Genomic DNA, 21,703 nt, shown 5'->3' with positions numbered 1-21,703 from the left:
GCTTCAGCCTGTCCCGCTAACGTCTGACAGAACAAAAGTCCGGAGCCCCCATGCCGCAGTCCGCCCGCCTGTTGAACCCGATCCTGATTGTCGGGTGTATCATCATTACTGTAAGTTTCGCGGTGCGCGCCTCATTCGGTGTGTTCCAGATTCCCATCGCGGATGAATTCGGCTGGCTGCGTACCGACTTTTCGATGGCCATCGCGATCCAGAACCTGGCGTGGGGGATCGGGCAGCCGATCTTTGGCGCCATAGCCGAGAGGATAGGGGACCGGCGCGCAATTGTCCTGGGCGCTTTGACCTATACGGCGGGATTGGTGCTGTCGGCATGGTCGGTTACACCCTTTGAACATCAGATGTATGCGTGGCTCGTGGGATTCGGTATCGCCGGAACGGGGTTTGGCTTGGTCCTCGCAGTCGTTGGTCGGGCATCGTCAGACGAAAACCGTTCTATGTCATTGGCCATCGTCACCGCTGCAGGCAGCTTCGGACAGGTGATCGGGGCACCTACGGCCGAATGGTTGCTGACGTTCTTGCCCTGGCAGCAGGTTTTCCTTGTCTTCGCCGTGGCAATTCTGGCCTTGATACTGACGTTGCCTTTCATGCGCGCACCACAACCGGTCAGTAAGACCGAACTGGAAGAAAGCATGGGGCAAATCCTGACCAAGGCTTTCCGCGACCCTTCATATGCGTTGATCGCAATCGGATTTTTCAGCTGTGGCTATCAACTGGGTTTTGTAACGGCCCATTTCCCTGCATTCGTCACCGAGATGTGCGGCCCGATCGAGCCCGGAGGACTGCTGTATTCCATGGGCATCACGACAACATCAGCCTTGGGTGCGATTGCCATTTCGCTGATTGGGCTGGCCAATATCGGTGGAACACTTCTGGCGGGCTGGGCGGGAAGCCGTTTTCCAAAGAAGTACCTGCTCGCAGCCGTTTACACGGGCCGCACGCTCGCAGCAGGCACATTCATCGTGTTCCCGATCACGCCCCTTTCGGTTATAGCGTTCTCATTGGTAATGGGATCGCTTTGGCTTGCGACAGTGCCGCTGACTTCGGGTCTGGTCGCTCATCTTTATGGCCTGCGATACATGGGAACACTTTACGGAATTGTTTTCCTCAGCCATCAGATCGGCAGTTTTTTGGGCATCTGGCTGGGCGGGCGCATGTATGATCAATACGGTGACTACACAATGGTCTGGTGGATTGGTGTCGCGATCGGGGCCTTTAGTGCAATCATACACCTACCTATAAAAGAGGACCGCTCCGCAGTTGCCGCGGCAGTGTGATCACGCCTGGAACTTGTCGATGATGTAGCGGCTGGTCATCAGATCCAGATGAGCGCCGCCGCCGTTCTTGAACACCGTTATCGCGGATGGGTTCGGCGAGAACTTATCCAGCGCATAATAATCGGCGATCAGATCATCGTGTGAAATGGTGCCTTCAACGATAGGAATCCTGATCTCTCCGATATGATCGACGGTCGAGTCAAAGCTGTCCATGTAGATCGACGCGCGCTGCAGCACGGTATCGTCGGCCTCGCGCATATCCGGTCGATAGGCTCCGACCAGATTCAGGTGCTGACCGGGATGCAGCCATTCTCCCCGGATGACTGGCTGCGTGCTCATCGTGGCGGTTGCGATGATATCTGCGCGGCTGACGGCGTCCGCCAGATCATAGGCGACGTCAACATAACCCAGCTTTCTCGCAAGAGCCTCGGCCTTGGCGCTTGTCCGGTTCCACAGAGAAATCCGGGCGCGTGGAAAGCCCGCCGTGAAAGCCTCGCACAGGGACGACGCGACGGGTCCCGCACCGACGATCACTATGTTGCGGCTGTCGGGATTGGCCAGTCTGAGCGCCCCCAACAGGCTATCGCCCGCAGTTTTCCACTTGGTCACAAGGAAGAAATCGATAAGAGCTGCCAGCCGCCCGTCAGCGTCGTCATACACACTGACCGATCCGTCAATCACGGGTCGCCCGATCTGCGCATTGTCAGGGAATATCGTCGTCGATTTCACAGCGATGCCCAAACCATCGACCCAGGCTGAGCGTGATAACAACGTGTCTTTGCCCCGGTACAGAAACGTATCTTCGATCTGCGCGCGTGGACGTTGATGGCCATCTGCAATAGCCTGCGCCAACTCGATCCAATCAAGCCTGGCCTCACCTTCTGCGAATGGTATCTGGAGTACGTTCAACGTGCCTGAGCTTCCGTCAGCAGACCTTCGGCGATCAGCCTTTCAGCCCAGCCTTCCGGAGATTGAAAATGATGGGTTTGCCACCCGCGCGCTCGTGCGGTTTCAATATTTTCGATTCGGTCATCCGCAAATAGAAGAGACTGGGGCGGCAGGCCGCAATCCGCCTCGACCATCTCATATATCGGTTTGTATGGTTTGACGGCTTTCATTCGGCCCGAAACATACTGACGATCAAACTCATTCAGAAACGGATAGACGGTGCTGGCATAGTCGAAATTCTGCACCCCGAAATTACTCAAAGCAAAGACCGGTATACCCTCGGACCGCAGGGCTCGTAACAGCCGGACCGAATGCGGTATCTCGGGCGCGGCAAGTTCAATCCAATTGTCATGCCACATGCGGATTTCTTCCCGCCATTCGGGGTATTTGTCCGCCCACCGATATATTGTATCTGTGAAATGATGCCCCTGGTCGACCAGATCATTCATTCCGTGCGGATCGACCTCGGCAAACATCGCCTTTCTGCGGTCTTCGCCAATCACACGGTCATAATAGCGTTCAGGCTGCCATTCGATCAGAACGTTGCCAATATCGAAAATCACGGCCTCTATAGGCATGGGCGATCCTGTCTGTATGCTACCGAATTGAGACGAATGAACCAATCATCGCGCCGGGTTTCAAGAGCGGATTCCGCAGCGCGTAGCGCTGCCCCGCCCAACTGGACGGGGTGCATCTGTGATGCAATCCGGCCCGGCGGGAGCCTCACCCGCGTTTTGCCGCTCGCAACTCACGCTCGAGCGCATCCAGAAATCGAGATCGATCGGCCTTTGAGAACGGTTTACCGCCTCCGCCGGTGCCCAGCGGGTTTGCCGCCCGCAAATCGGCCATCAGATCGCGCATGGCAAGTTGCTGGCCAATATTTGCTGCGGTGAATGTCTCGCCATTCGGGCGCAGCACACGGGCGCCTGCCTCGACGCACTTCGCGGCCAAGGGGATATCGGACGTTACAACCACGTCCCCCGGACCACTTTGGTCAGCAATCCACTTGTCGGCCTCATCCGCACCTTCCGCAACGATGACGACCTGAACCAGCGGGTTCGCCGATGGGCGCAGGCCACCATTGGAGACAAGTGCCATCGGCACCCTGTGACGGGTTGCAACCCGTTCGGCCTCGGCCTTTACAGGGCAGGCATCGCCATCGATATAAAGCGTGGTCACGCTTCCTTGGCCTGTTTTGGTGCCGGTTTGGCTTTCGACGCGGTCTTGCGTACCTTGAACTCGTCCGGGATCGGCATCCGGTTGAACGCGTCCAGCCCGGCGATCTTGTAAGCCTCGGCCAGCGTCGGATAGTTGAAGGTGTTCTGCACAAAATAGTCCACGGTGCCCTTCAGGTTCAGAACCGCCTGCGCGATATGGATCAGCTCGGTGGCGCCTTCACCCACGATCTGCACACCCAGAACCCGGCGGGTCTTGAGCGAGAACAGCATTTTCAGCATACCGTGCTCCAGCCCCATGATATGCCCGCGCGAGGTTTCGCGGAACCGTGCAACGCCCACCTCATAAGGGATGCCGCGTTCCTGCAATTCTTCCTCGGACATGCCACAGGTCGAGATTTCGGGCACCGAGTAGATCCCATAGGGATACCAGGGGCTTTCCGGCAAGGTGGGCGTTTCAAGTGCATGGCAAGCCGCGACTCGCCCTTGTTGCAAAGACGTTGACGCCAGCGAGGGGTGTCCGATGACGTCACCGGTCGCGTAGATATGCGGCACCGAAGTCTGATAGGTTTTTCGGTCGACGGTGATCCGGTTGCGGTGATCAGTTTCGATTCCTACAGCATCAAGGTTCAGGGCCGTCGTCGCCCCCATACGCCCTGCGGCGAACAGAAGCATCTCGGCCCGGACGTGACGACCGTTGTCCAGCGTGACCTCGACATGGCCGCCCGCGTCTTCGATCTTTTCAACGGCCGAACCCAGCCGCAGGTCAACCCCGTTTTCACGAATCTGATGTGTAAAGTCGTGGATCAGTGTCTTGTCGATAAAGTCCAGAAACGTCTCGCGCGGTTCGATCAGCGTTACCCGGACGTCCAGGGCCGAGAACATCGTGGCGTATTCGACGCCGATCACACCTGCACCGATCACGCATAACGAGCGCGGAATTTCCTCCATCTCAAGGAAATCATCGCCGTCGACCACTGTCTTGCCGTTGAAAGGCACATAATCGGGGCGGTAGGTTTTGGTGCCGGTGGCAATCAGGAACTTGGCCGCGGTCAGGCGTGTGGTCTCACCCGCGTCCGTTGCAACTTCTACCTCATGTGGTCCGGTGAAGGTCGCAAGCCCGTTCAAGGTTTCCACGTGGTTGCGATTGAACTGATGCTCCAGCACATCGACCTCGTGATCGAGCGTCATGTGCAGCCGCGCTTTCAAATCCTCGGCCCGGATCTGATCCTTGACCCGATAGGAGCGCCCGTAAAAGCTGCGTTCGCGCCAACCCGACAGGTTCAACACGGTCTCGCGCAGCGTCTTCGATGGGATGGTGCCGGTGTGCACAGATACGCCGCCAAAACGATCTTTGCGGTCAATCACAAGCACCCGGCGCTGCAGTTTGCCCGCCTGAATTGCCGCTGCGCGGCCCGAAGGGCCGGAGCCGATGATGATCAGGTCGTAATCATATTTGCTCATGCCTCAGTCCCCGTACAGCGCTTCAGCGTGAAAGGTGACGTGATCCTCCATGAAGGTGGACACGAAATAGTAGGAATGGTCATAGCCCGGCTGCAGGCGATATGTGGCTTGCTGGCGACGCTCAGCAATCGCCTGCGCCAGCGCTTCCGGGCGCAACAGATCCATGAACTGATCATCGGCACCGGTGTCGATCAGGACGGGGCCGTCGAAGCCCGCGCTTTTCATCATCGCGGACGCGTCATGTTTGGCCCATGCCGATTCATCGTCGCCAAGATATGCGCTGAGCTGTTTGCGGCCCCAATCCGCACCCATCGGGTTTGAAATCGGCGAGAAGGCCGAAACCGAGCGGTAGCGCCCCGGCAGGTTCATCGCAAGCGTCAGGGCACCATGCCCGCCCATGGAATGGCCGGTGATTGCCTGCCGATCCGTATCAATCGCAAATCTCTCAGCCAGAAGATCGGGTAGCTCTTCGGCCACATAGTCCCACATATTGAAATGCGGCGCCCAGGGCTTTTGAGTGGCATTGACATAGAATCCAGCGCCCTGCCCCAGGTCGTAGTCTTCGTGATCTGCCACACCCTCGCCACGTGGAGAGGTATCGGGAAACACCAGCGCAATACCTTGCTCAGCGGCCCAGCCCTGCGCACCTGCCTTGGTCATGGCGTTTTCATGGGTGCACGTCAGGCCCGACAGATACCACAGAACAGGAACGGGACCGTCCTTGGCTTCGGCGGGAAGAAACAGACCGAATGTCATATCACATCTGCACGCCGAGGAGGTGTGGCGGTAGACGCCCTGCACACCACCAAAACAGGCGTTTTCCGAAAGGGTTTCCATCGAGCTTATCCTTGCGTTGTGTCCGCGCCATGGCTAACGCTCCGCTGCGTCGACGTAAAGTGCAGGTGCCTCCGGCGGGAGCGTTTTCCGAAAAAGATGAAGATCAGAAGGCGCTGACCCAGCCAATTACCAACGGAACGGTCATTATGCTGGCCACGGTCGATAGCAAGATGGCCGCAGACACGCGTTGCGGGGCCACGCCATAATGTGCGGCAAGCATGTAGACATTCCCCGCAACGGGCAACGACGCCGCAGCGATCGCGACCATCGCGGGGAAGGGGGCGACCGGGATCAGCCAGATCACCATAAGCGCCACGAAAAGCGGATGCAGGACCAGCTTGCAAAAACTCAGCCAACCCGCGATCTGGATGCGCTCGGCCGATTTGTCCGCCAGCGACGCGCCGATGGCAAACAGCGCGCCGGGAGTAGCGGCGCCGCCAAGAATTGTCAGGAAATCGTTCAGGGGATCAGGGACAGGCACCCGGAGCGCTGACCATATCAATCCACCGGAGATCGACAGGATCATCGGGTTTTTTAACAACCCGATCCCGATCAGGCGTACCGTTCCCAATCCCAGGCGGCCGTCGCGGCCTGCATTGATCAGAATGACTATCAATGATGAGAACACGACCAGATCGACGGTCAGAACCAGCATTACGGGCCCTATGGCTGCCTCGGAGAACAAAAGTGCCAGCATGGGCAAACCCAGAAATCCGACATTGCCGATGGCCGCGCATTGTGCCTCAACCGCTGCAGTAGGGATATCCAGACCGCGCAGATAGGCGACGATCGTTGCGATTGCGTAGACGCCAACGGTTCCGATCAGATAGCCGATCATCAGCCGACCGTTGAAGATTTCGGCAAAGGGCAGGGTGGCCGCAAATCGAAACAGCATTGCTGACAGGGCGAAGAAAAATATGAATTTGGTCAGATAGGCCGTCGCCTCTGGTGGAAAAAATCGACTGCGCCCGGCCCAGAATCCCAAGCCAATAATTGCGAAGAAGGGCAGGGTGCGCAGGAATATCTCGACCATGACAACGTGTTAGCACGGTTTTCCGGGGTCGCAAGACCTGGCGCGTGACAGCAGGTACTCTTGAATCTGCAACCTTGTGCCAAAGCCGCGATCAGAGCGAAAAGCGTTGAAACTGAACTGAACGGTTTATAGTGTTGCAGGATATCACTTTGAGGAGACGTCATGACCCAAGCCGCCACCATCCTGCGTACAGGCCGTAAATTCGACCAGGTTTTGCGCGGGGCCCGAGAGGTGTTCATGGCGGATGGGTTTGAAGGTGCAAGCGTCGACGACATCGCGCGTGCCGCTGGCGTGTCAAAGGCGACGCTTTACAGTTATTTCCCTGATAAGCGCCTGTTATTCACCGAGGTCGCCCAGACCGAATGCCGACTGATGTCAGAACGCATTCTGTCGATGATCGATGAGACCAAACCGGTGCGTGAGGTGCTGACGATTGCGGCCACTCAGCTTGCGGCATTTCTCGTTTCGGACTTTGCACAGCAAGTTTTTCGTATCTGCGTGGCTGAGCGCGACAGATTTCCTGAACTTGGCAAGGCGTTCTATGAGGCAGGGCCTCAGAACGGTCAGCGCCAGATGGCCGAGTACTTGTCAAAGGCCGTTGCCAAAGGAGAGCTGGTTATTGATGACGTCAACATCGCGGCCGAGCAGTTTTCGGAATTGTGTAAAGTCAGATTATGGGGTCGCGCCGCGTTCGGCATCCAGAACAGCTTCAGCCAGAGCGAGCTTGACCAGGTCGCCCACCAGGCCGTTGACATGTTTATGGCCCGTTACGGCGTTTGACTTCCGGGCGTTTGTCGCGGCCAAACGCTGCAATCCCCGAAATATTGGTGGTGCGGGTGGAGGGACTTGAACCCCCACGCCTTGCGGCGCCAGAACCTAAATCTGGTGCGTCTACCAATTTCGCCACACCCGCAATCCGATGCCGAAGCATCGCGACGACGCGCTGAATAGCAAAGCTTTCGAGAGAGTGCGAGAGGGAATTTTGGGTCGAACACAAGATTATTATCCCGCCATCAGAAACAATTGATGCCAACTGGGTCTTTATCTGACCTCAATTGTGGGGGATGCGGATGTTTGACCTCTGATCGCTGAAGTTTGCGAGCCATCCAACTTGCCTGGAATTGCGTGGACGAGGCAAGAATAGTACCCATTTGATCCCTCGCACGCAGTTGAGATATTTGCTTCGTTTTTTGTTTCCATTATGGGGACATTAGGCGATCGCACGAACTATCCAATTAAACTCGCATACGTTGTGCGGCGCGCAAATAGTTGCAACTGTGACTATTGTGACCCAAATCTGAGTAAGGACAGCGTGTGAGCAAAGTGACATTCACTCTGCTCCTGCTCAGAATTATCTGAGTGGAAGAGTTTTTTGTTAAAATACAAGTCGATATCGGCACTCGATCTGAATCGGTGGATCCAACAGCATTTTATTGCCCACCAAGTGCATAAGAGTCTTCAGGGCAGGCGTTGACTGCAAGGTTTTCTTGGGAGTTCTCTCATAGGTTGAGGTTTTTCTATGAGACTTCACCATAATTGTGCCACATTTCAACCGCCAAAATATCCTATTCGCGTCAAAATAACACCGCGGTAATCGTAATTGATTGGGCGCAGGAGTTAATGAGTCTTTTTGCCTTCTGGCACCGTGCGAGTTTCTGCTCAACTCCAGTACAAGGGTCTCTGTCGTGACCAACCAGATCAAATCCGCTGCTTCCGAGCAAGACGTCGTCAGTCTTGCCCGTGAAAGTTTCATTGGCGAGCTGAAAACCCTGAACCGCCAGCATCCCGGCACAGGTTTCGGCGTCGCACTCAGAACGCATTCGGGCAATCGCTATCTGCTGGCCAATGCCCGAATGCCTCTGCCTGCCAGCAAATCAGAGGAGTTCCCGACAGGGCGCCGCGTCGCCTGTCTGGAAAACGGTGAGGGCTTCAGTTCGATCGAAGTTCTGGCTGATTCCTTCGCCTATGAATCGATTTCACCGCGTACCGAGGCAGCGATTCTCGGCAACGCTCTGGATCTTATCGCACGTATCGACACGCTTGCGAGCCTGCCTGACGGGGCAGGGGACCAATTCGCCGCAACTGGTACCGGAGGCTGACCATGGCGCGTAACGACCACCTTCTGTCCGTGGGGAACGAAGCCCTGTCCGAGATGACAGAGGCAATGACCTCGCTGACGACGCAGATCGACCAACTGACAGAGGTGGCGGATGCGCGCTCGTCCGCGCGGCTCGCGACGCTCAAGACCAAAATGGAAAACTTCACCGCCAGCGTTACAATGGTGGGGCAGGTGAAGGCGGGAAAATCATCAATCGTGAACCTGTTGGCCGGGCGGCCAAACCTGTTGCCGTCTGATGTAAACCCCTGGACCTCGGTGGTGACAACGCTGAACATTAACACCCGGACCGAAGGCGATACCAAGTCCAAGTTCACTTTCTTCGAACAGGAGGAATGGGACAACCTGATGGTTGGCGGCGGTCGTCTGGGCGAGTTGGCCAACCGGGCGGGTGCCGATGACGAAATGGATGATATCCGTCGTCAGATAGGAGAAATGAAGGCCAAGTCCGAGGAACGTCTGGGCAAGCACTTCGATCTGATTCTCGGGCAAAGCCATCAATACGACTATTTCGACGACGAACTGATCCAGCGCTATGTCTGCCTCGGGGATGAGGACGACCCGGATATCGATCCCAAGACGGGGCGCTTTGCCGATGTAACCAAATCGGCAGAGTTGTATATGGATATCCCGCAGTATCCGATTTCGCTGAAGCTTTGCGACACACCGGGTGTGAACGATACATTCATGGTTCGTGAGCAGATCACCTTGCGCAGTCTGCGTGGCTCGGAGGTGTGTGTGGTCGTTTTGGCAGCCAGCCAGGCACTTACCACTATGGATATGGCGCTGATGCGCATTATCGCTCAGTTCGAGAATCGCCAGATCATCCTGTTCGTGAATCGGATTGATGAGCTGTCGGACCCGGTCACCCAGGTGCCCGAAATACGCGACCGTATTCAGGACACCCTGAAACAGAACAACATTGACACCAGCACCAGCGTTGTCTTCGGCAGCGCCTTGTGGGCCGAGGCAGCTTTAACCGGAAACCCGGACATTCTGACCGAGGAATCGCGTGAGGCGCTGAACACCTTCTATCTGGCCGCCGGATTTGGCGATCAGGCGGCGTCGCTGGATAAGATCTGGGCGCTTTCGGGCCTTCCCGATCTTCTGCTCGCCATGAATGAACGCATCGCAGAAGGCGCGGGCACCCGTCTTCTGGATCGCGTCCGCCATCGGGCTCGTAACATTGCCAGCCAGATTCGGGCGACAGCCGTGGCCAAGACGCTGTCAAACTCAGACGGGATCGTTCGGGACCTGGATGGCGCATCGCCGGAAGAAGCCATCGCAAAGGTCTCGGCCGAGTACGAAAAGAAAGCCTCGGAACTGACTACGAAACTGCGCGATAAGGTACTGGAACGACTGGCCTCTGCCGAGGCGAACTTTGTCAAACGCGCGACGGATTCACTGATCTCGCATCTCGAACAGAATGGTGAACAGGGAACATGGCAATACGATCCGGCCGGACTGCGAACCTTGCAGAAGGCGGCCTATTTCAGCTTCGCACGCTCTATGCGCAAGGATGCGGGTGCGCTTTATTCGGCGGCAGCTGCAGATGTCGAAGCGCTTTACCAGAAGCTGTTGGGCAACCATCTGGGTGAATTCAACATCGAGGCACCGATCGTGCCACGCGTACCCCCGCCATTAGGGATTGGTCGAACAATTGCGCTCGACCTGCAAAGCACATGGTGGCGTCGCTGGTGGCAACGCCGCAAAGGGTTCGAAGCCTACGCCGCAGATTATACGCGCCTGATCGCGTCCGAGGCGAATTCGATCACCAAGGACATTGAGGAGAACCAGATCGCAGCGGTCCTGGAAAACGTGCGGGCGACGCTGACCGACTTCATGGCCGAACAAAAAGATACGCTGCTCAGCATATCGCATTCCCCGGACAAAGCCGCAGCGCAGATGACCGAGCAGAAGCCGCAGAAGTCGCGTGATGACATTCTGGGGGACATCCTGAAAGACCTTAGCAACGAAGCAGCATAAGAAGAGTTATGGTAAAAGAATCACAAACCCGCTTCGTCTCTCCCAAGGCCTGGAACCGCATCGAGCAGTGGTCCCGCCGCAAACCCGTTTTTGCGCTTATGGGGGAATTCAGTGCAGGCAAATCGACATTGATGAACTTCCTGCTGCGCAAGCAGGCACTGCCGACACAGGTTACGGCAACTCAGCTGCCGCCGATCTGGTTTAGCTGGGGCAAACGCCCAGCTTATGTCAAACGTCACGATGGCAGTACTGAGAATATCGAACTGGACGAACTCGAGCAGGTCGGCGTCAACGACGCACAGTTCATTCGTATCTTCCTTGAAGCCGACATTCTTGAGGCGGTCGATCTGATCGATACGCCCGGCATCTCGGACCCCAAGATTTCGACCGATGTCTGGCAGCGCGCGGTCGGTCAGGCCAATGGCGTATTGTGGTGCACACACTCGACCCAGGCCTGGCGGGAAACCGAGCGCGCAACATGGGTGGCGTTACCTGAACGCCTGCAGCACAAGTCACTTCTGCTGATCACGCGCGCGGACGCTTTGGGTCAGAAAGACCGGCAAAAAGTCTTACGCCGTGTGAACCGTGAAGCGGGCCATCTGTTCAATCGCACAATCCTGTTCTCAGCGCGCGATGCCATCATGGCCCGCGATAAAACGGGTGATGCCGAACTCTGGTCGCGCAGCGGTGGTGGCAAGATGGTCGACAGCTTTCTTGAGATAACCGAGCAGATCATGGATAGCCGTGCCGATATGCTGGCCCGGTATCAGATTGACAAATCGCTGTCCGACGCACCCAAAGTGCAGCCGTCGCGGCCGGAAAAAAGTTCCGGCGATGCGCCGCTGAAGCTTGTCGCGCCGCTGGAAGATGACGGATCTGTAGCCGAGAGCGAAGTCGTTACGAGCTTCCCGGTACGCCCTGCCCGCGTGGAACGACGTACCGATGATACCGAGCACGCGCGGATCGATGCGGAGGAAGCCGAACGTTTGCGCGCCGAGATGGCGACCGAGGCCGAACCGGCTGAGGAAGATCTGCGCGCTCTGTTCTCGGACCAGCCAGAAGACCCGCTTGATCTGAATATCCTGGCAAATCCGGCCACCGACGTGGATGAATTTGACTTCATGGACGATGAAGATGAGGATCAGGATGACGCAGAGCTGATTGTCCTGAGCCCCGAGCAGGAAGGATCGGCTTCCACCGAAGCATCGGAACGTAATCCGGCACCATCGACGGGCGCAGTGGATACTTCGGACATCGAAGTGTCGGTCTCTTCGATCACGGCCTTGCTGTCTGAGCAGTCCGAGACTTCTGCCGACGAATACGAGCCGGAACCGGAATCAAACTCACTGGCACCAAGCAGTGTGGTGTCCATGAAGGGCGAAGGGTCCACCGGCGACATCGGCATTGATGATGCCGAAAAGCAGCCAGCCACCCCAAGGAATGCACCCGCTGAGTCACCGTTGAGCGCGTTGGCGATGTGGGGTGAAATCGTGGCACGCCAAAACCTGCCCGATGATGCGAAAGGTCTGAAAAGCGCTTTTGCGGCATTCCTGTCCGAGTTCGACCAGATCGCGCTGGAACATGACGCCAAAAGAAACGAAGAGATGCTGCGTGCGCTGCCAGAGGCCGGTAAGAACGGCGGGGCAGAATGGCATGCAGTTTAGGATTATTCCTGAGGTGAACGTCTAGATGTCGATAGAATCCGCTTTGGCTTCGGCAATAGAAACCATACCCGACTGCATCGCAGCCGGGTATGTCGATATGGAAACCGGCATGTTGCTCGGCGTCGATGCATCAGATCAGGGCAGTGCCGACGCGATGGAAAACCTTGCGCTTGCGGTCGCGAACCTGTTTCAGGGGCGCGGGATGAAAGGCTTCGAAGAGCTGTTGCGCGCCGCAGAAATTGACGAGTCAGAACACTCTGGATTTGGGGAAATCGCGGTGTTCTCGAATGATCGTTTGCATATCTTTCTCAGGACACGGGAATATCCTGACCACGTGGTGTGCTACATCTGTCGCGACAGTGCAAATGTCGGGCTTGCGCTTACGAAATCACATCTCAGCCTCGAACCGGTGGCGGCTGCGGTTTAGACGGGACCAGAGGGGGTCACGGCATGATGGATAGTGAAATTCTGGATATGCTCGAAGGCATCGGGCGGTCCTCAGTCGCGCGGCTGTCTCCGGCAATATATCTGTCTGGCGATACGTCACGTGCACGTCGGGACGAGGTTCTGGGAGCGATCCGGGGGACGATTCTGCCGCGGCGGCTGGAATTCACCGCCGCTGATGGCGCGACATTGGCGATCGAGGTTAACAGTTCTCGGATAACGGATGTATTCCGCTGCATTTCAGGTCCCGTACCAGACTTCGAAACTGAAACGCGTGAGACTCTGACAGAGCGGTTGGCTCAACTGGTATCTGACATCGCAGCGGCACCCGGCCCGCTGGAACTGGTTTCGTTGCGCCCGGATACGACGCTTGAGGCCGATGATGTGGGGATCACCTTTTCAGAGGTTGAAACGGCTTGTGCCCGGATCGAACTACCCGAAGAACCGCGCATGTCCATCGTTCCGGACCATGACCCGGAACCCGAACCCCAACCCCAACCCGCAGCCACTCTGCAAGGAACGGGTGGTATTGCCGGACAATTTTTTGAGGGCGCCAATCGGTTTGCGCTGGGTCGTGTTTTGATTGGCGCAACGGTTGAAGACGCGCAATTCGATGGTCTTTGTGCACCTGATCAGCCGGCACATCCGGAAAAGGATCTGCTGACCCGTTTCACCCGGGATCTGGCGGGGTGGGAAGCGGACGGAGCCGATGCCTTGTCGCAGCCACAGCTGATCGTAATGCGTCCGGCAGGAGGCCAGGGTGCGGGCATCGCCATTCTGCGCGATGGTCAGGAAACCGCCGCCGCCGTTCATGACGCCCGTAAGCTGGGCGCTGTTGTTAATCTATGGAAAGCCTTGAAAAGCGCCGCTGAATAACCGCGTTCCTGCCAAATATTGTCCACTTTATAAAGTTAAATCAAAATACGAGTTACCAGGGTAAATCTTATGAGTGAATTAAACCGCCGCGAGCTTATTCGCATCGCAGAAGACATGAACGGGATGAGCAATGACGAAACGCGTCACTTCATCTCGCGCATTGTTGACGACTTGTCGAACCTCAAGCCTTCGATCGCTTTCGTGGGCCAGATCAAGGCTGGGAAATCGCGCTTGATCAACGGCTTCACCGGGCAGGCGGAATATCTACCCTCGGATGTAAACCCCTGGACGACCGTGATCACCGATATGCATTTCGGCCATCCGTCCGGCCGGACTTCGGGCGCCGAGTTTCACTTCTTTGACAATCGCCAATGGCAGGCCCTGATCGCCGAAGGTGAAGAGTTGCGCAATATGTTCCCCGATGAGGAGGACAGCTATAAGCGCGAAATGATCGAAGAGCAGGTCGAAGCCATGAAAACCCGCGCCAAGCTGCGCTTGGGCGAAAGCTATAAACACCTGCTGGGCGAGCATCATGATCTGGACGAACTGACTTCGGATGATCTGGCACGTTATGTCTGTGCGGGGGATGATCCGACAGACGAAGATCAGTATGACCCCGGTTCGGACCGGGGGCTGTACAGCGACATCACCCGCAAGGCCGAGGTCTATTTCGACATCGGCCATTTCCCGTATCCGATCACCGTAACCGACACACCGGGCGTCAATGACCCGCTGTTGATCCGCGAAGAAATCTCGCGCCAATACCTCAAGGAATCTGACTTCTTTGTCGTAGTGCTGTCCGCCCATCAGGCGCTGTCGCGTGCGGACCTGAAGCTGTTCCGCCTGATGCAGGCGCTGGAACTTGGCCAGATCGTGGTCTTTATCAACCGCGTGGACGAACTGGGAGGCGGTGCCGAAGATGCCTCTAAAGTGCGTGCCGATGTGTTGGACGGTCTTAACCAAGCACTTGGAAACTCGGATATTGATGTTTTGATGGGCAGTGCCCAATGGGCGCACTACGCTCTGACGGGTGATGAAACCGGCATCGATCATGACCAGGTTCTGGCGTGGCTACGCGCCCATCCCGAACAGATGAAGCAATATCTGGATGGCGTCGAAGAAATCAAGCAAGGCCCCGGCCCCATCAGCCGCGAGGGCGTATTGCGCTTTGCCGCGATGATCGCTTCGGGTTTGCCTGACCTGCGCCGCCACGTCACCAAAGCGCTGTCAGATGGCCCACGTCAGGAACAGCTCAATATGGCATGGCAGCATCTCAACAGCTTTGCTCAGGGCGAGCTTGAACGCAGCACGGCGCGGCTCCGGGCGATTGAGGAACAGAACGGGCCTGACACGGCCGATGTGGAAGAAAACAACAAGACGCTTACAGAATTGCGTGCTCTGATTGCCGGGAAATCCGAGGCCATCACCAATGACATGGACGATGTTCTGGCCAATCTACGGGGTGTGATGGACGACACAGTGTCCGAAGCCGTTTCGATTGTCGTACGTGGCCCCGATGGGCAATCTCCTTTGCTGGCCAAAGATGGGGATACTGAGTTGAACTTTACGCCGCTGCGCGAGCGGATGCGCGAACTGGTTCAGGGTGCAACCCAGGTGGTGCGCCAACGTATGCTCAGCGAGCTTTATGCCATCGACATGCAAAGCAACGCCGCTCTGCGCGCCCTGCCCGGCTGGCAGGAGCCAGTGGACAACCGCATGAATACCAGTGCCGTGCGCTGGTTCCGCCCGGATACAAGTGCGCTGACACGTGGCATTACGGTTGAACTGCGCGTAACGTGGCTGTCGCGGCTGATTTCCCGTCGCAGCGTTCTGAACCGCGCAGAAAAGATGATCGTGCAGGAATTTGAGATGATCGGTGACGATCTGGTAGATACTGCACGAAGCGATCTGATCGAACGGATGAAAACCGTTCTGGATCACTATCTGGCGCTGCTGGCAGGGCATCTGGAACACCGCGCCGGCTCTGATGGCACCAATGCACGCGCTGAGGCGCAACGTGCGGTTGACGGGGCGCAGCGCATCAGCGATGAACTGGGTGCGGTCCATGGTACCGCTCCCGTGGACACTCGACAGGCAGAGGCCGCAGAATGATTGAATTCCCCGGAACCGAGAAGGAAGTGCGCCAGTTGGAGCGTTTCCTGAGCGCCACCGAAAACGCACCCTCTTCGGCAGAGTTGGATGACATGCGCGCCCGTGCGCTGGTCCATGCCGAGCGGCTTTCGAACGCAGTCTCGATCGGTTTTGCCGGGGAGTTTGGCGCCGGAAAATCCAGTCTTGCCAACATGCTTGCCGGGGCCGACATCCTGCCCACCGGACCACAGCATCTGAAACTGCCACTGGTCATCGTTGCGTATGCAGATGTTCCTGAGACCACGGTGGGCTGGTGGAACAAGGAACCCAAGGTGTATTCGGGAATTGCGCTGGAAAAGGCGGCGGCTGACAATCCGGATTTCATTTCGGTCGGGCTGAACACCCCTGCCCTGCAAGAGATATCGCTTTTTGATCTGCCCGGTGCCGGTGCGCTGGATGACACATATAAGCAAACCTTGGGTTTGTTGGACTATGTGGATTGCGCGATCTGGTGCACCAACGGCACCAACGCCTGGCGCGAGACCGAGCGCCACCTGTGGTCGCAGGTTCCACAAAAGCTGCGCGATAACAGTTTGTTGGCCGTAACCCACACCGATTTGCCCCCGGTGCGGGATTCTCTGGATCGGGTCGTGGCCCGTTTGAACAAGGAAAAGGGCGATCTGTTCCGCGCGGTCGTGCCTATCGGAACGCCGGTTGCCGTCCGAGCCATGGAGCAGGAACCCGAACCCGACTTTGATCTGTGGGAAACCTGCGGCGGGCAAAATCTGGCAGAACAGGTGTTGAGCGTCGCATCCGATCACCGTCGGCACGATCTTGAAGCCGCACAAAAGGATCTGGCTGAGGAATTTCTTCCCTACCTCGAAGAACTTACCGGCGCTACGCCGATGAGCGACGCCGAAGCCGGTGGCAGAGCCGTTCAAGCGAGCCTTGAAACCGCCCTGCCCCCGCTGGACAATCCAATCCTTGAGGATTGGCTTGCGGCCATCGCCAGCATTTACAACGACCTGCGTGAAAGCTCGGATATCGAACCAGCCGCCTTTCTACAAAGCTGTCAGGAAATCGTCGAGGATTTTGCCGAAAGGCTGGAATCGGGGGCCGAAATCGATCCCGAAGCGGATTGGATTCCGGCTGAGTTCGAAAAGGCTACAGACCTGCTGCTGCTGTTGCAATTTGAAAGCGGTGATGCGCCGCTGAAGGATGCGATAAGCATCCTCGCACAGCTCAGCGATAACCTGGCATGGGCCGGTAGCACGGTTGCATCAGCGCCCACCAAAACCGGCACGTAGGATTTTCCCGCATTAATAGAGCCGCAATGCAGCGATTCGAAAGGATCGGAATCACTCCGCTATTGTTTCGATTTCGTGGACCAAGCGTGAAATTCAGCGATATAGAATCCAATTAGCTGATCCCTAGATTACAATATATGGTATTCGGGTAAAGCGAACCATCTATATATGCGATTCCCGTTTTGTTGATCCATAGTGAAGCCATCAGGCGGCCCCAATAAAGTCAAATTTGAAACGTCTAACCGTCTCAAGTGTCCTGCGGTTGTGTTTGGTTGTGAGTTCGCGGGCTGATGCCCTGGTTATCGATACCGCAAAAACGAGTAGAATGGGCGGGAAGAAATGAGCCACAACCAGGCTGTCGGTGCAACGCACGACGAACCTCAGATCGAAGGATTGCGGCCAGGCGCAAAACTGCTGCGCGGTCAGTATGAAATTATCCGCTTTCTCAGCAATGGCGGGTTTGGGATTACCTATCTTGCACGCGATAGTCTGGATCGTGATGTCGTCATCAAGGAATGCTATCCGGGCGCGCTTTGTCAGCGGAATGGCGATTTGGTCGAGGCCGCCAATCCGGATCACAAAGATGACCTGCGTGCGATTATCGACCTGTTTATTCAGGAAGCGCGCAACCACGCTCGACTGGTTCACCCGAACATTGTCGACGTGCATCAGGTGTTCGAAGACAATAACACCGCTTATATCGCGATGGACCTCATCCGGGGCTGCGATCTGCTGGATTATGTCGAAAACCCCGACAACGAAAGCGGGCCAGACTTTATTGTTCAGGTCACCGAAAAGATGCTTTCGGCTGTGTCGTTCATCCACCAAAGCGGGATGCTGCATCGTGACATTTCGCCCGACAATATCCTGATTGATGAGAATGGCGAGCCCATCCTGATCGACTTTGGAGCGGCCAGGGAACAGGCGGCGAACAAGTCGGCGGCGTTGCTGACACTGCGGGTGATCAAGGACGGCTACTCTCCGCACGAGTTCTATGTGCGCGGTGCAGATCAGGGGCCCAGCAGCGACCTGTATGTTCTGGCGGCAACGCTTTATCATGCGATCAGCGGAGAGCGTCCGATCGACGGTCAGACGCGTTTGAACGCATTCAACAACGACCAACCCGATCCATACACGCCACTGGCAGGACGCTTCAAAGGGTATCCGGACGGGTTCCTTGAAGCGATTGACAAGGCGATGGAAGTACATGCGACCGACCGCCTGCAAACAGCGCTGGATTGGTTGCGCATGTTCCGTGGCCCCGGCGTGATGTTCGATAGCTTCGCGTATCGCCCGGTCTCGGTCATCGTTGGCATGGACCGCAAGGACGAGCAGGCGGAAAAGGAACGGATCAAAGCAGAAAGCGAAAACGCTGAGGCCGTTGTTACCGCTCTGTTGGCCGGGAATTCTGATCTGGCCCTTGGAAACGAAGAAAAATCCGAAGACAACCTTGCTAAGTTCTCACCTCAGGACGAGGCAATGACCGCAGTCGACACTGTCGTGAAAAGCGACTCGGGTGGCGGTGGCAAGATGATTGCTGGCGTCGTGGTTGTGTTGGCGGCATTGGCCGGCGGCGGATACTTCATGATGACGGGCGATCAGTCGACGCCCGAGGCAACCCCGGCAATCGCACAGGCTCCGACTACTCCGGCGCCTGCAGATGCTGCGCCTGAACCGGTCGAGCAGACCGCCGAAGCTTTAACAGAGCCGCAACAGGCCGAAGCTGCTTTGGCATCAGAACCAGAAGCGGCGCAAGAACAACCTGTCGAGCAGGCAGAAGCGACGCCGGAGACAACCGTCACGCCAGAGCCGCAACCAGATGCTGTTGCGGCGGCCGAACCTGAGACGGCGAAACCGGCTGAAGCGAGCGAAATCGCCTCCAATGCACCCGCAACGCCGGTGAATCTGGCCGAAAACCAGGTGGCTTTTGGACATTGGGATGTTGAAATCCCCTTCACAATGTCCAAGCGTCGCAGTTCGACCGGCAACGTTATTGCGATCAACGGCATTAACGCGGATCAGGACAAGTCGGTGATTGGCGACTGGGTCGAGCGCGGCACGACGATCTTTACCCTGAACAGTGAACCCATTCGGTCGGATGCGACACTCGCATCGCAGGTGCTGGATGATTTTACCGTCGACCCTGATGGATACATCCGTGTAGCGGCCCGCTATCGCTCTCAGGGACAGACACGCGCCCAGAATGGACTGCTGGCCCTGCCCGCATACCGCAGCTTTGGCCTGCAAAACGGCTACACATTCAATGTGCATCACGCCGGTGCGACCGGATGGCAGACCGTTGTCGCATCCACCCCGCAAGAAACCGCAGGCGGTTTGCGGAAAGGCGATGTGCTGCTGCGCGAGGTCAAGACCGGCACAGCGATCAACGAACCCGAGAGCATGGACGACATCCTCGCCCAGCTCGTTTCAGAAAACCAACCCGAGGCGCGCCTGAGTATTCTGCGCAACGGAGCTGAAAGCACTGCGGTTATGCAGCTAACGCAGGAGTAATCGTACCGGTTCATGTGACAATCGCCAGTATGTGCGCTGGGGGTGCCGCCAATATCGTCACCCCGTCGGGAACCGGCCCGTCGCGAAGTAAAAGTTCCTCTGTTTCGTCTTCATTAGTGCCCTACGCCGTTTGCGCAGTGGTTTGTAGCAGTCCCGCGGGAGGAGCCCCGCGCCAGAAATCAAAGAAGGTGTCGACACCATGTTCAAATATAAAAGCCCTCTTAGCCGGCTTCTCGAAGGTGCTGGCAAACCAAAGGAAGAAGACGCAGTAGAAACCGCGGCTGTCGAAGAAACGGCTGAAAATGAAAAACCCGAACCAATCGCCGATTTCAACGCGCTGCGCGCCGCGCTTGCGGGCGGCAACGTAAGCTCGGACAGCTACGAGGAAGCAGACGAACTGATCCCCGAAGAACCCATGCCGGAGTTCGCCGACGATCAGAGCGTTGAAGAAGAAGTGTCCGAAGCACCAGAAGCCGAAGAAGATCAGCAGGACGAACAGATTGTCACGCTCCACCTGAACGCTGAGGACGCAGTCGAAGAAGAAGAGATACCCGCTGTGGTCGCAGAAATCGCAGCCACAGAACCAGAAGAGGTTTCCGAAGCGCCGACCGAGCCGGAAATCGTTGCAGAGCCTGCGCCAGAACCAGAGCCAGCGCCCGTTGATGAACTCCCGGAACCTGCGGTTGTGGCACCCGCGCCTGCAGAGGATCGACGCTCGCGCGTGAAGACCACTTTCCTGGGTTTCGAACGGGCGGATACGCACGTTCAGGAACTGATGGAAACCGCCGAGCCCGCTGCCAAAACGGATTCTGCGCAACAGACGTTCCCTGTTGGCTGGCTGGTCGTCACCGCCGGTCCGGGCCGGGGCGCCTGTGTTACGTTGACCGAAGGGCTGATGCAGATCGGGCGGAACGACGATCAGGCCATTCAGCTGGATTTCGGCGATACCGGGATATCGCGCAGCAATCACGCCGTTATCGCCTATGACCCTGAGGACAGAAAGTGCTATCTGGGCCACGGCGGCAAGGCCAACCTCGTGCGTCTGAACGGCAAACCCGTGCTCAGCACCATTGCCCTGACCAATGGCGACCTGATCCGCATCAGCGAAACCTCGATCCGTTTCATGGCCTTCTGCGATGAAGGTTTTGACTGGCGGGATGCCGATTAATGCTGGCGACTCCTGCATATGATATTGCCCTGATTCTGGACCAGGGTCAGCGCGACTCGCAGGAAGACGCGATTGCCGCACGGGTCTCTGACACGGCAAACGCGGGATATGTCGTCATCGCTGACGGTATGGGTGGCCACGACGCGGGTGATGTCGCATCGCAAGTGGTCATCTCAGCCTGGCGCGATGCAATGGATGCCCAGTTGGATGGGGCCGACCTTGCCGAGAGCGCTCTGCTCGACGCTCTGCCGGTGGCCGCAATGCAGGCCAACGCTGCGATGGCCAGACACAGCCAGGAAAACAGGGTCAATCTGGGCTCTACCCTGCTGGGCATTCTGATGCTGGATCATCGGGTGTTCTGGATCTCGATAGGTGACAGCCCGCTGTACCTGTTTCGTGATGGCGCACTGTCGCAAATCAACGAGGATCACTCGATGGCCCCGATGATTGACGCGCAGATGGCGCAGGGTCTGCTGAGTGCGGAAGAGGCGCAGGCTCATCCGGATCGCAACCAGCTGACTTCAGTCATCATGGGTGCAGAGATTCCCAAAGTGGATTGCCCAGAATATCCACTGGCTCTGATCGCGGGGGACATTCTGATCCTTGGGAGTGATGGCCTGCAGTATCTCAGCAATGCCGAGATTGAAGCGTTGCTGCGTACGCATATTCAATCCCCGGCCCGCGACATTGCCGATGCCCTTCTTCAAGCGTTGCACGCCAAGGCAAACCCGGATCAGGACAACATTTCGATCGCCGTGGTCAAACCGGCACAGACATAAACAAGGCAGTGA

General features: G+C 57.1%; 18 protein-coding genes and 1 tRNA gene. 12 read left to right on the top strand and 7 right to left on the bottom strand.

Annotated features, from left to right (window positions below):
• Window positions 1-50: 50 nt before the first annotated feature.
• Entirely contained in the window at window positions 51-1,292 is a 1,242-nt protein-coding gene (locus tag RA27_RS12220; protein WP_039539226.1) for an MFS transporter, read from the top strand.
• On the opposite strand, the gene RA27_RS12215 is transcribed toward RA27_RS12220, so the two are convergent.
• The 6 genes from RA27_RS12215 to RA27_RS12190 form a co-directional block, all read right to left on the bottom strand.
• Complete coding sequence (locus tag RA27_RS12215; RefSeq protein ID WP_039539223.1) at window positions 1,293-2,201, bottom strand: NAD(P)-binding domain-containing protein; 909 nt, start codon at window positions 2,199-2,201, stop codon at window positions 1,293-1,295.
• The gene (locus tag RA27_RS12210; RefSeq protein ID WP_039539220.1) at window positions 2,198-2,818 is read right to left on the bottom strand and encodes an HAD family phosphatase; all 621 of its coding nucleotides are present in this window, start codon (window positions 2,816-2,818) and stop codon (window positions 2,198-2,200) included. The genes RA27_RS12215 and RA27_RS12210 overlap by 4 nt, the downstream gene beginning before the upstream one ends.
• Before the next feature lie 145 nt (window positions 2,819-2,963).
• Window positions 2,964-3,419, bottom strand: coding sequence for a YaiI/YqxD family protein (locus RA27_RS12205; protein ID WP_039539217.1), 456 nt, complete (start codon window positions 3,417-3,419; stop codon window positions 2,964-2,966).
• Window positions 3,416-4,879, bottom strand: a complete 1,464-nt coding sequence (gene sthA / locus RA27_RS12200; RefSeq protein WP_039539214.1) for a Si-specific NAD(P)(+) transhydrogenase — start codon at window positions 4,877-4,879, stop codon at window positions 3,416-3,418. Before sthA ends, RA27_RS12205 begins: the two co-directional genes overlap by 4 nt.
• A 3-nt stretch (window positions 4,880-4,882) precedes the next feature.
• Window positions 4,883-5,716, bottom strand: a complete 834-nt coding sequence (fghA, locus tag RA27_RS12195; protein WP_039539212.1) for an S-formylglutathione hydrolase — start codon at window positions 5,714-5,716, stop codon at window positions 4,883-4,885.
• Between the two features lie 103 nt (window positions 5,717-5,819).
• Entirely contained in the window at window positions 5,820-6,749 is a 930-nt protein-coding gene (locus RA27_RS12190) for an AEC family transporter (RefSeq protein ID WP_039539210.1), read from the bottom strand.
• A gap of 162 nt (window positions 6,750-6,911) precedes the next feature.
• Between RA27_RS12190 and RA27_RS12185 the strand changes: the two genes are divergently transcribed.
• Complete coding sequence (locus RA27_RS12185) at window positions 6,912-7,529, top strand: TetR/AcrR family transcriptional regulator (RefSeq protein ID WP_039539208.1); 618 nt, start codon at window positions 6,912-6,914, stop codon at window positions 7,527-7,529.
• 48 nt (window positions 7,530-7,577) lie between these two features.
• On the opposite strand, the gene RA27_RS12180 is transcribed toward RA27_RS12185, so the two are convergent.
• Window positions 7,578-7,662 (bottom strand) — tRNA-Leu (locus RA27_RS12180).
• A 772-nt stretch (window positions 7,663-8,434) separates the two neighbouring features.
• Between RA27_RS12180 and RA27_RS12175 the strand changes: the two genes are divergently transcribed.
• The 10 genes from RA27_RS12175 to RA27_RS12130 all read left to right on the top strand — a co-directional run bounded on the left by RA27_RS12175 (window position 8,435) and on the right by RA27_RS12130 (window position 21,691).
• On the top strand, window positions 8,435-8,848 hold the full coding sequence (locus RA27_RS12175) for a hypothetical protein (protein WP_039539206.1): 414 nt from the start codon (window positions 8,435-8,437) through the stop codon (window positions 8,846-8,848).
• 2 nt (window positions 8,849-8,850) lie between these two features.
• Complete coding sequence (locus tag RA27_RS12170) at window positions 8,851-10,851, top strand: dynamin family protein (protein ID WP_039539204.1); 2,001 nt, start codon at window positions 8,851-8,853, stop codon at window positions 10,849-10,851.
• Between the two features lie 8 nt (window positions 10,852-10,859).
• Entirely contained in the window at window positions 10,860-12,515 is a 1,656-nt protein-coding gene (locus tag RA27_RS12165) for a dynamin family protein (protein ID WP_039539202.1), read from the top strand.
• 25 nt (window positions 12,516-12,540) lie between these two features.
• Window positions 12,541-12,942, top strand: coding sequence for a hypothetical protein (locus tag RA27_RS12160; protein WP_039539200.1), 402 nt, complete (start codon window positions 12,541-12,543; stop codon window positions 12,940-12,942).
• A 23-nt stretch (window positions 12,943-12,965) separates the two neighbouring features.
• Window positions 12,966-13,835 carry a hypothetical protein gene (locus RA27_RS12155; RefSeq protein WP_039539198.1) on the top strand — a complete coding sequence of 290 codons (870 nt, stop codon included), beginning with the start codon at window positions 12,966-12,968 and terminating at the stop codon, window positions 13,833-13,835.
• 69 nt (window positions 13,836-13,904) lie between these two features.
• Window positions 13,905-15,947: a dynamin family protein gene (locus tag RA27_RS12150; RefSeq protein WP_039539196.1), complete on the top strand. Its 2,043-nt coding sequence runs from the start codon at window positions 13,905-13,907 to the stop codon at window positions 15,945-15,947.
• Window positions 15,944-17,233 (top strand): dynamin family protein, encoded by a 1,290-nt coding sequence (locus tag RA27_RS12145; RefSeq protein ID WP_039539194.1) that lies wholly within the window; start codon window positions 15,944-15,946, stop codon window positions 17,231-17,233. The genes RA27_RS12150 and RA27_RS12145 overlap by 4 nt, the downstream gene beginning before the upstream one ends.
• Window positions 17,234-17,572: 339 nt before the next feature.
• Window positions 17,573-19,744: a protein kinase gene (locus tag RA27_RS12140; protein ID WP_039539191.1), complete on the top strand. Its 2,172-nt coding sequence runs from the start codon at window positions 17,573-17,575 to the stop codon at window positions 19,742-19,744.
• Between the two features lie 199 nt (window positions 19,745-19,943).
• A complete protein-coding gene (locus RA27_RS12135) occupies window positions 19,944-20,912 on the top strand; it encodes an FHA domain-containing protein (RefSeq protein ID WP_039539187.1) in 969 nt (322 codons plus the stop codon).
• Window positions 20,912-21,691, top strand: a complete 780-nt coding sequence (locus RA27_RS12130) for a protein phosphatase 2C domain-containing protein (RefSeq protein ID WP_039539184.1) — start codon at window positions 20,912-20,914, stop codon at window positions 21,689-21,691. Before RA27_RS12135 ends, RA27_RS12130 begins: the two co-directional genes overlap by 1 nt.
• Window positions 21,692-21,703 lie beyond the last annotated feature (12 nt).

The organism is Ruegeria sp. ANG-R, assembly GCF_000813985.1.
Taxonomy (GTDB): Bacteria; Pseudomonadota; Alphaproteobacteria; order Rhodobacterales; family Rhodobacteraceae; genus Ruegeria.
Note: the sequence above shows the minus strand (reverse complement) of the source record. Positions and strands in the feature narration are given on the sequence as shown.

Bases quoted from the DNA above. Each gene is read 5' to 3' on its own strand.
- RA27_RS12220 (WP_039539226.1), top strand. From the start codon at position 51: ATGCCGCAGTCCGCCCGCCTGTTGAACCCGATCCTGATTGTCGGGTGT.
- RA27_RS12210 (WP_039539220.1), bottom strand. From the start codon at position 2,818: ATGCCTATAGAGGCCGTGATTTTCGATATTGGCAACGTTCTGATCGAA.
- sthA (WP_039539214.1), bottom strand. From the start codon at position 4,879: ATGAGCAAATATGATTACGACCTGATCATCATCGGCTCCGGCCCTTCG.
- fghA (WP_039539212.1), bottom strand. From the start codon at position 5,716: ATGGAAACCCTTTCGGAAAACGCCTGTTTTGGTGGTGTGCAGGGCGTC.
- RA27_RS12190 (WP_039539210.1), bottom strand. From the start codon at position 6,749: ATGGTCGAGATATTCCTGCGCACCCTGCCCTTCTTCGCAATTATTGGC.
- RA27_RS12185 (WP_039539208.1), top strand. From the start codon at position 6,912: ATGACCCAAGCCGCCACCATCCTGCGTACAGGCCGTAAATTCGACCAG.
- RA27_RS12170 (WP_039539204.1), top strand. From the start codon at position 8,851: ATGGCGCGTAACGACCACCTTCTGTCCGTGGGGAACGAAGCCCTGTCC.
- RA27_RS12165 (WP_039539202.1), top strand. From the start codon at position 10,860: ATGGTAAAAGAATCACAAACCCGCTTCGTCTCTCCCAAGGCCTGGAAC.
- RA27_RS12160 (WP_039539200.1), top strand. From the start codon at position 12,541: ATGTCGATAGAATCCGCTTTGGCTTCGGCAATAGAAACCATACCCGAC.
- RA27_RS12155 (WP_039539198.1), top strand. From the start codon at position 12,966: ATGATGGATAGTGAAATTCTGGATATGCTCGAAGGCATCGGGCGGTCC.
- RA27_RS12150 (WP_039539196.1), top strand. From the start codon at position 13,905: ATGAGTGAATTAAACCGCCGCGAGCTTATTCGCATCGCAGAAGACATG.
- RA27_RS12145 (WP_039539194.1), top strand. From the start codon at position 15,944: ATGATTGAATTCCCCGGAACCGAGAAGGAAGTGCGCCAGTTGGAGCGT.
- RA27_RS12140 (WP_039539191.1), top strand. From the start codon at position 17,573: ATGAGCCACAACCAGGCTGTCGGTGCAACGCACGACGAACCTCAGATC.
- RA27_RS12135 (WP_039539187.1), top strand. From the start codon at position 19,944: ATGTTCAAATATAAAAGCCCTCTTAGCCGGCTTCTCGAAGGTGCTGGC.
- RA27_RS12130 (WP_039539184.1), top strand. From the start codon at position 20,912: ATGCTGGCGACTCCTGCATATGATATTGCCCTGATTCTGGACCAGGGT.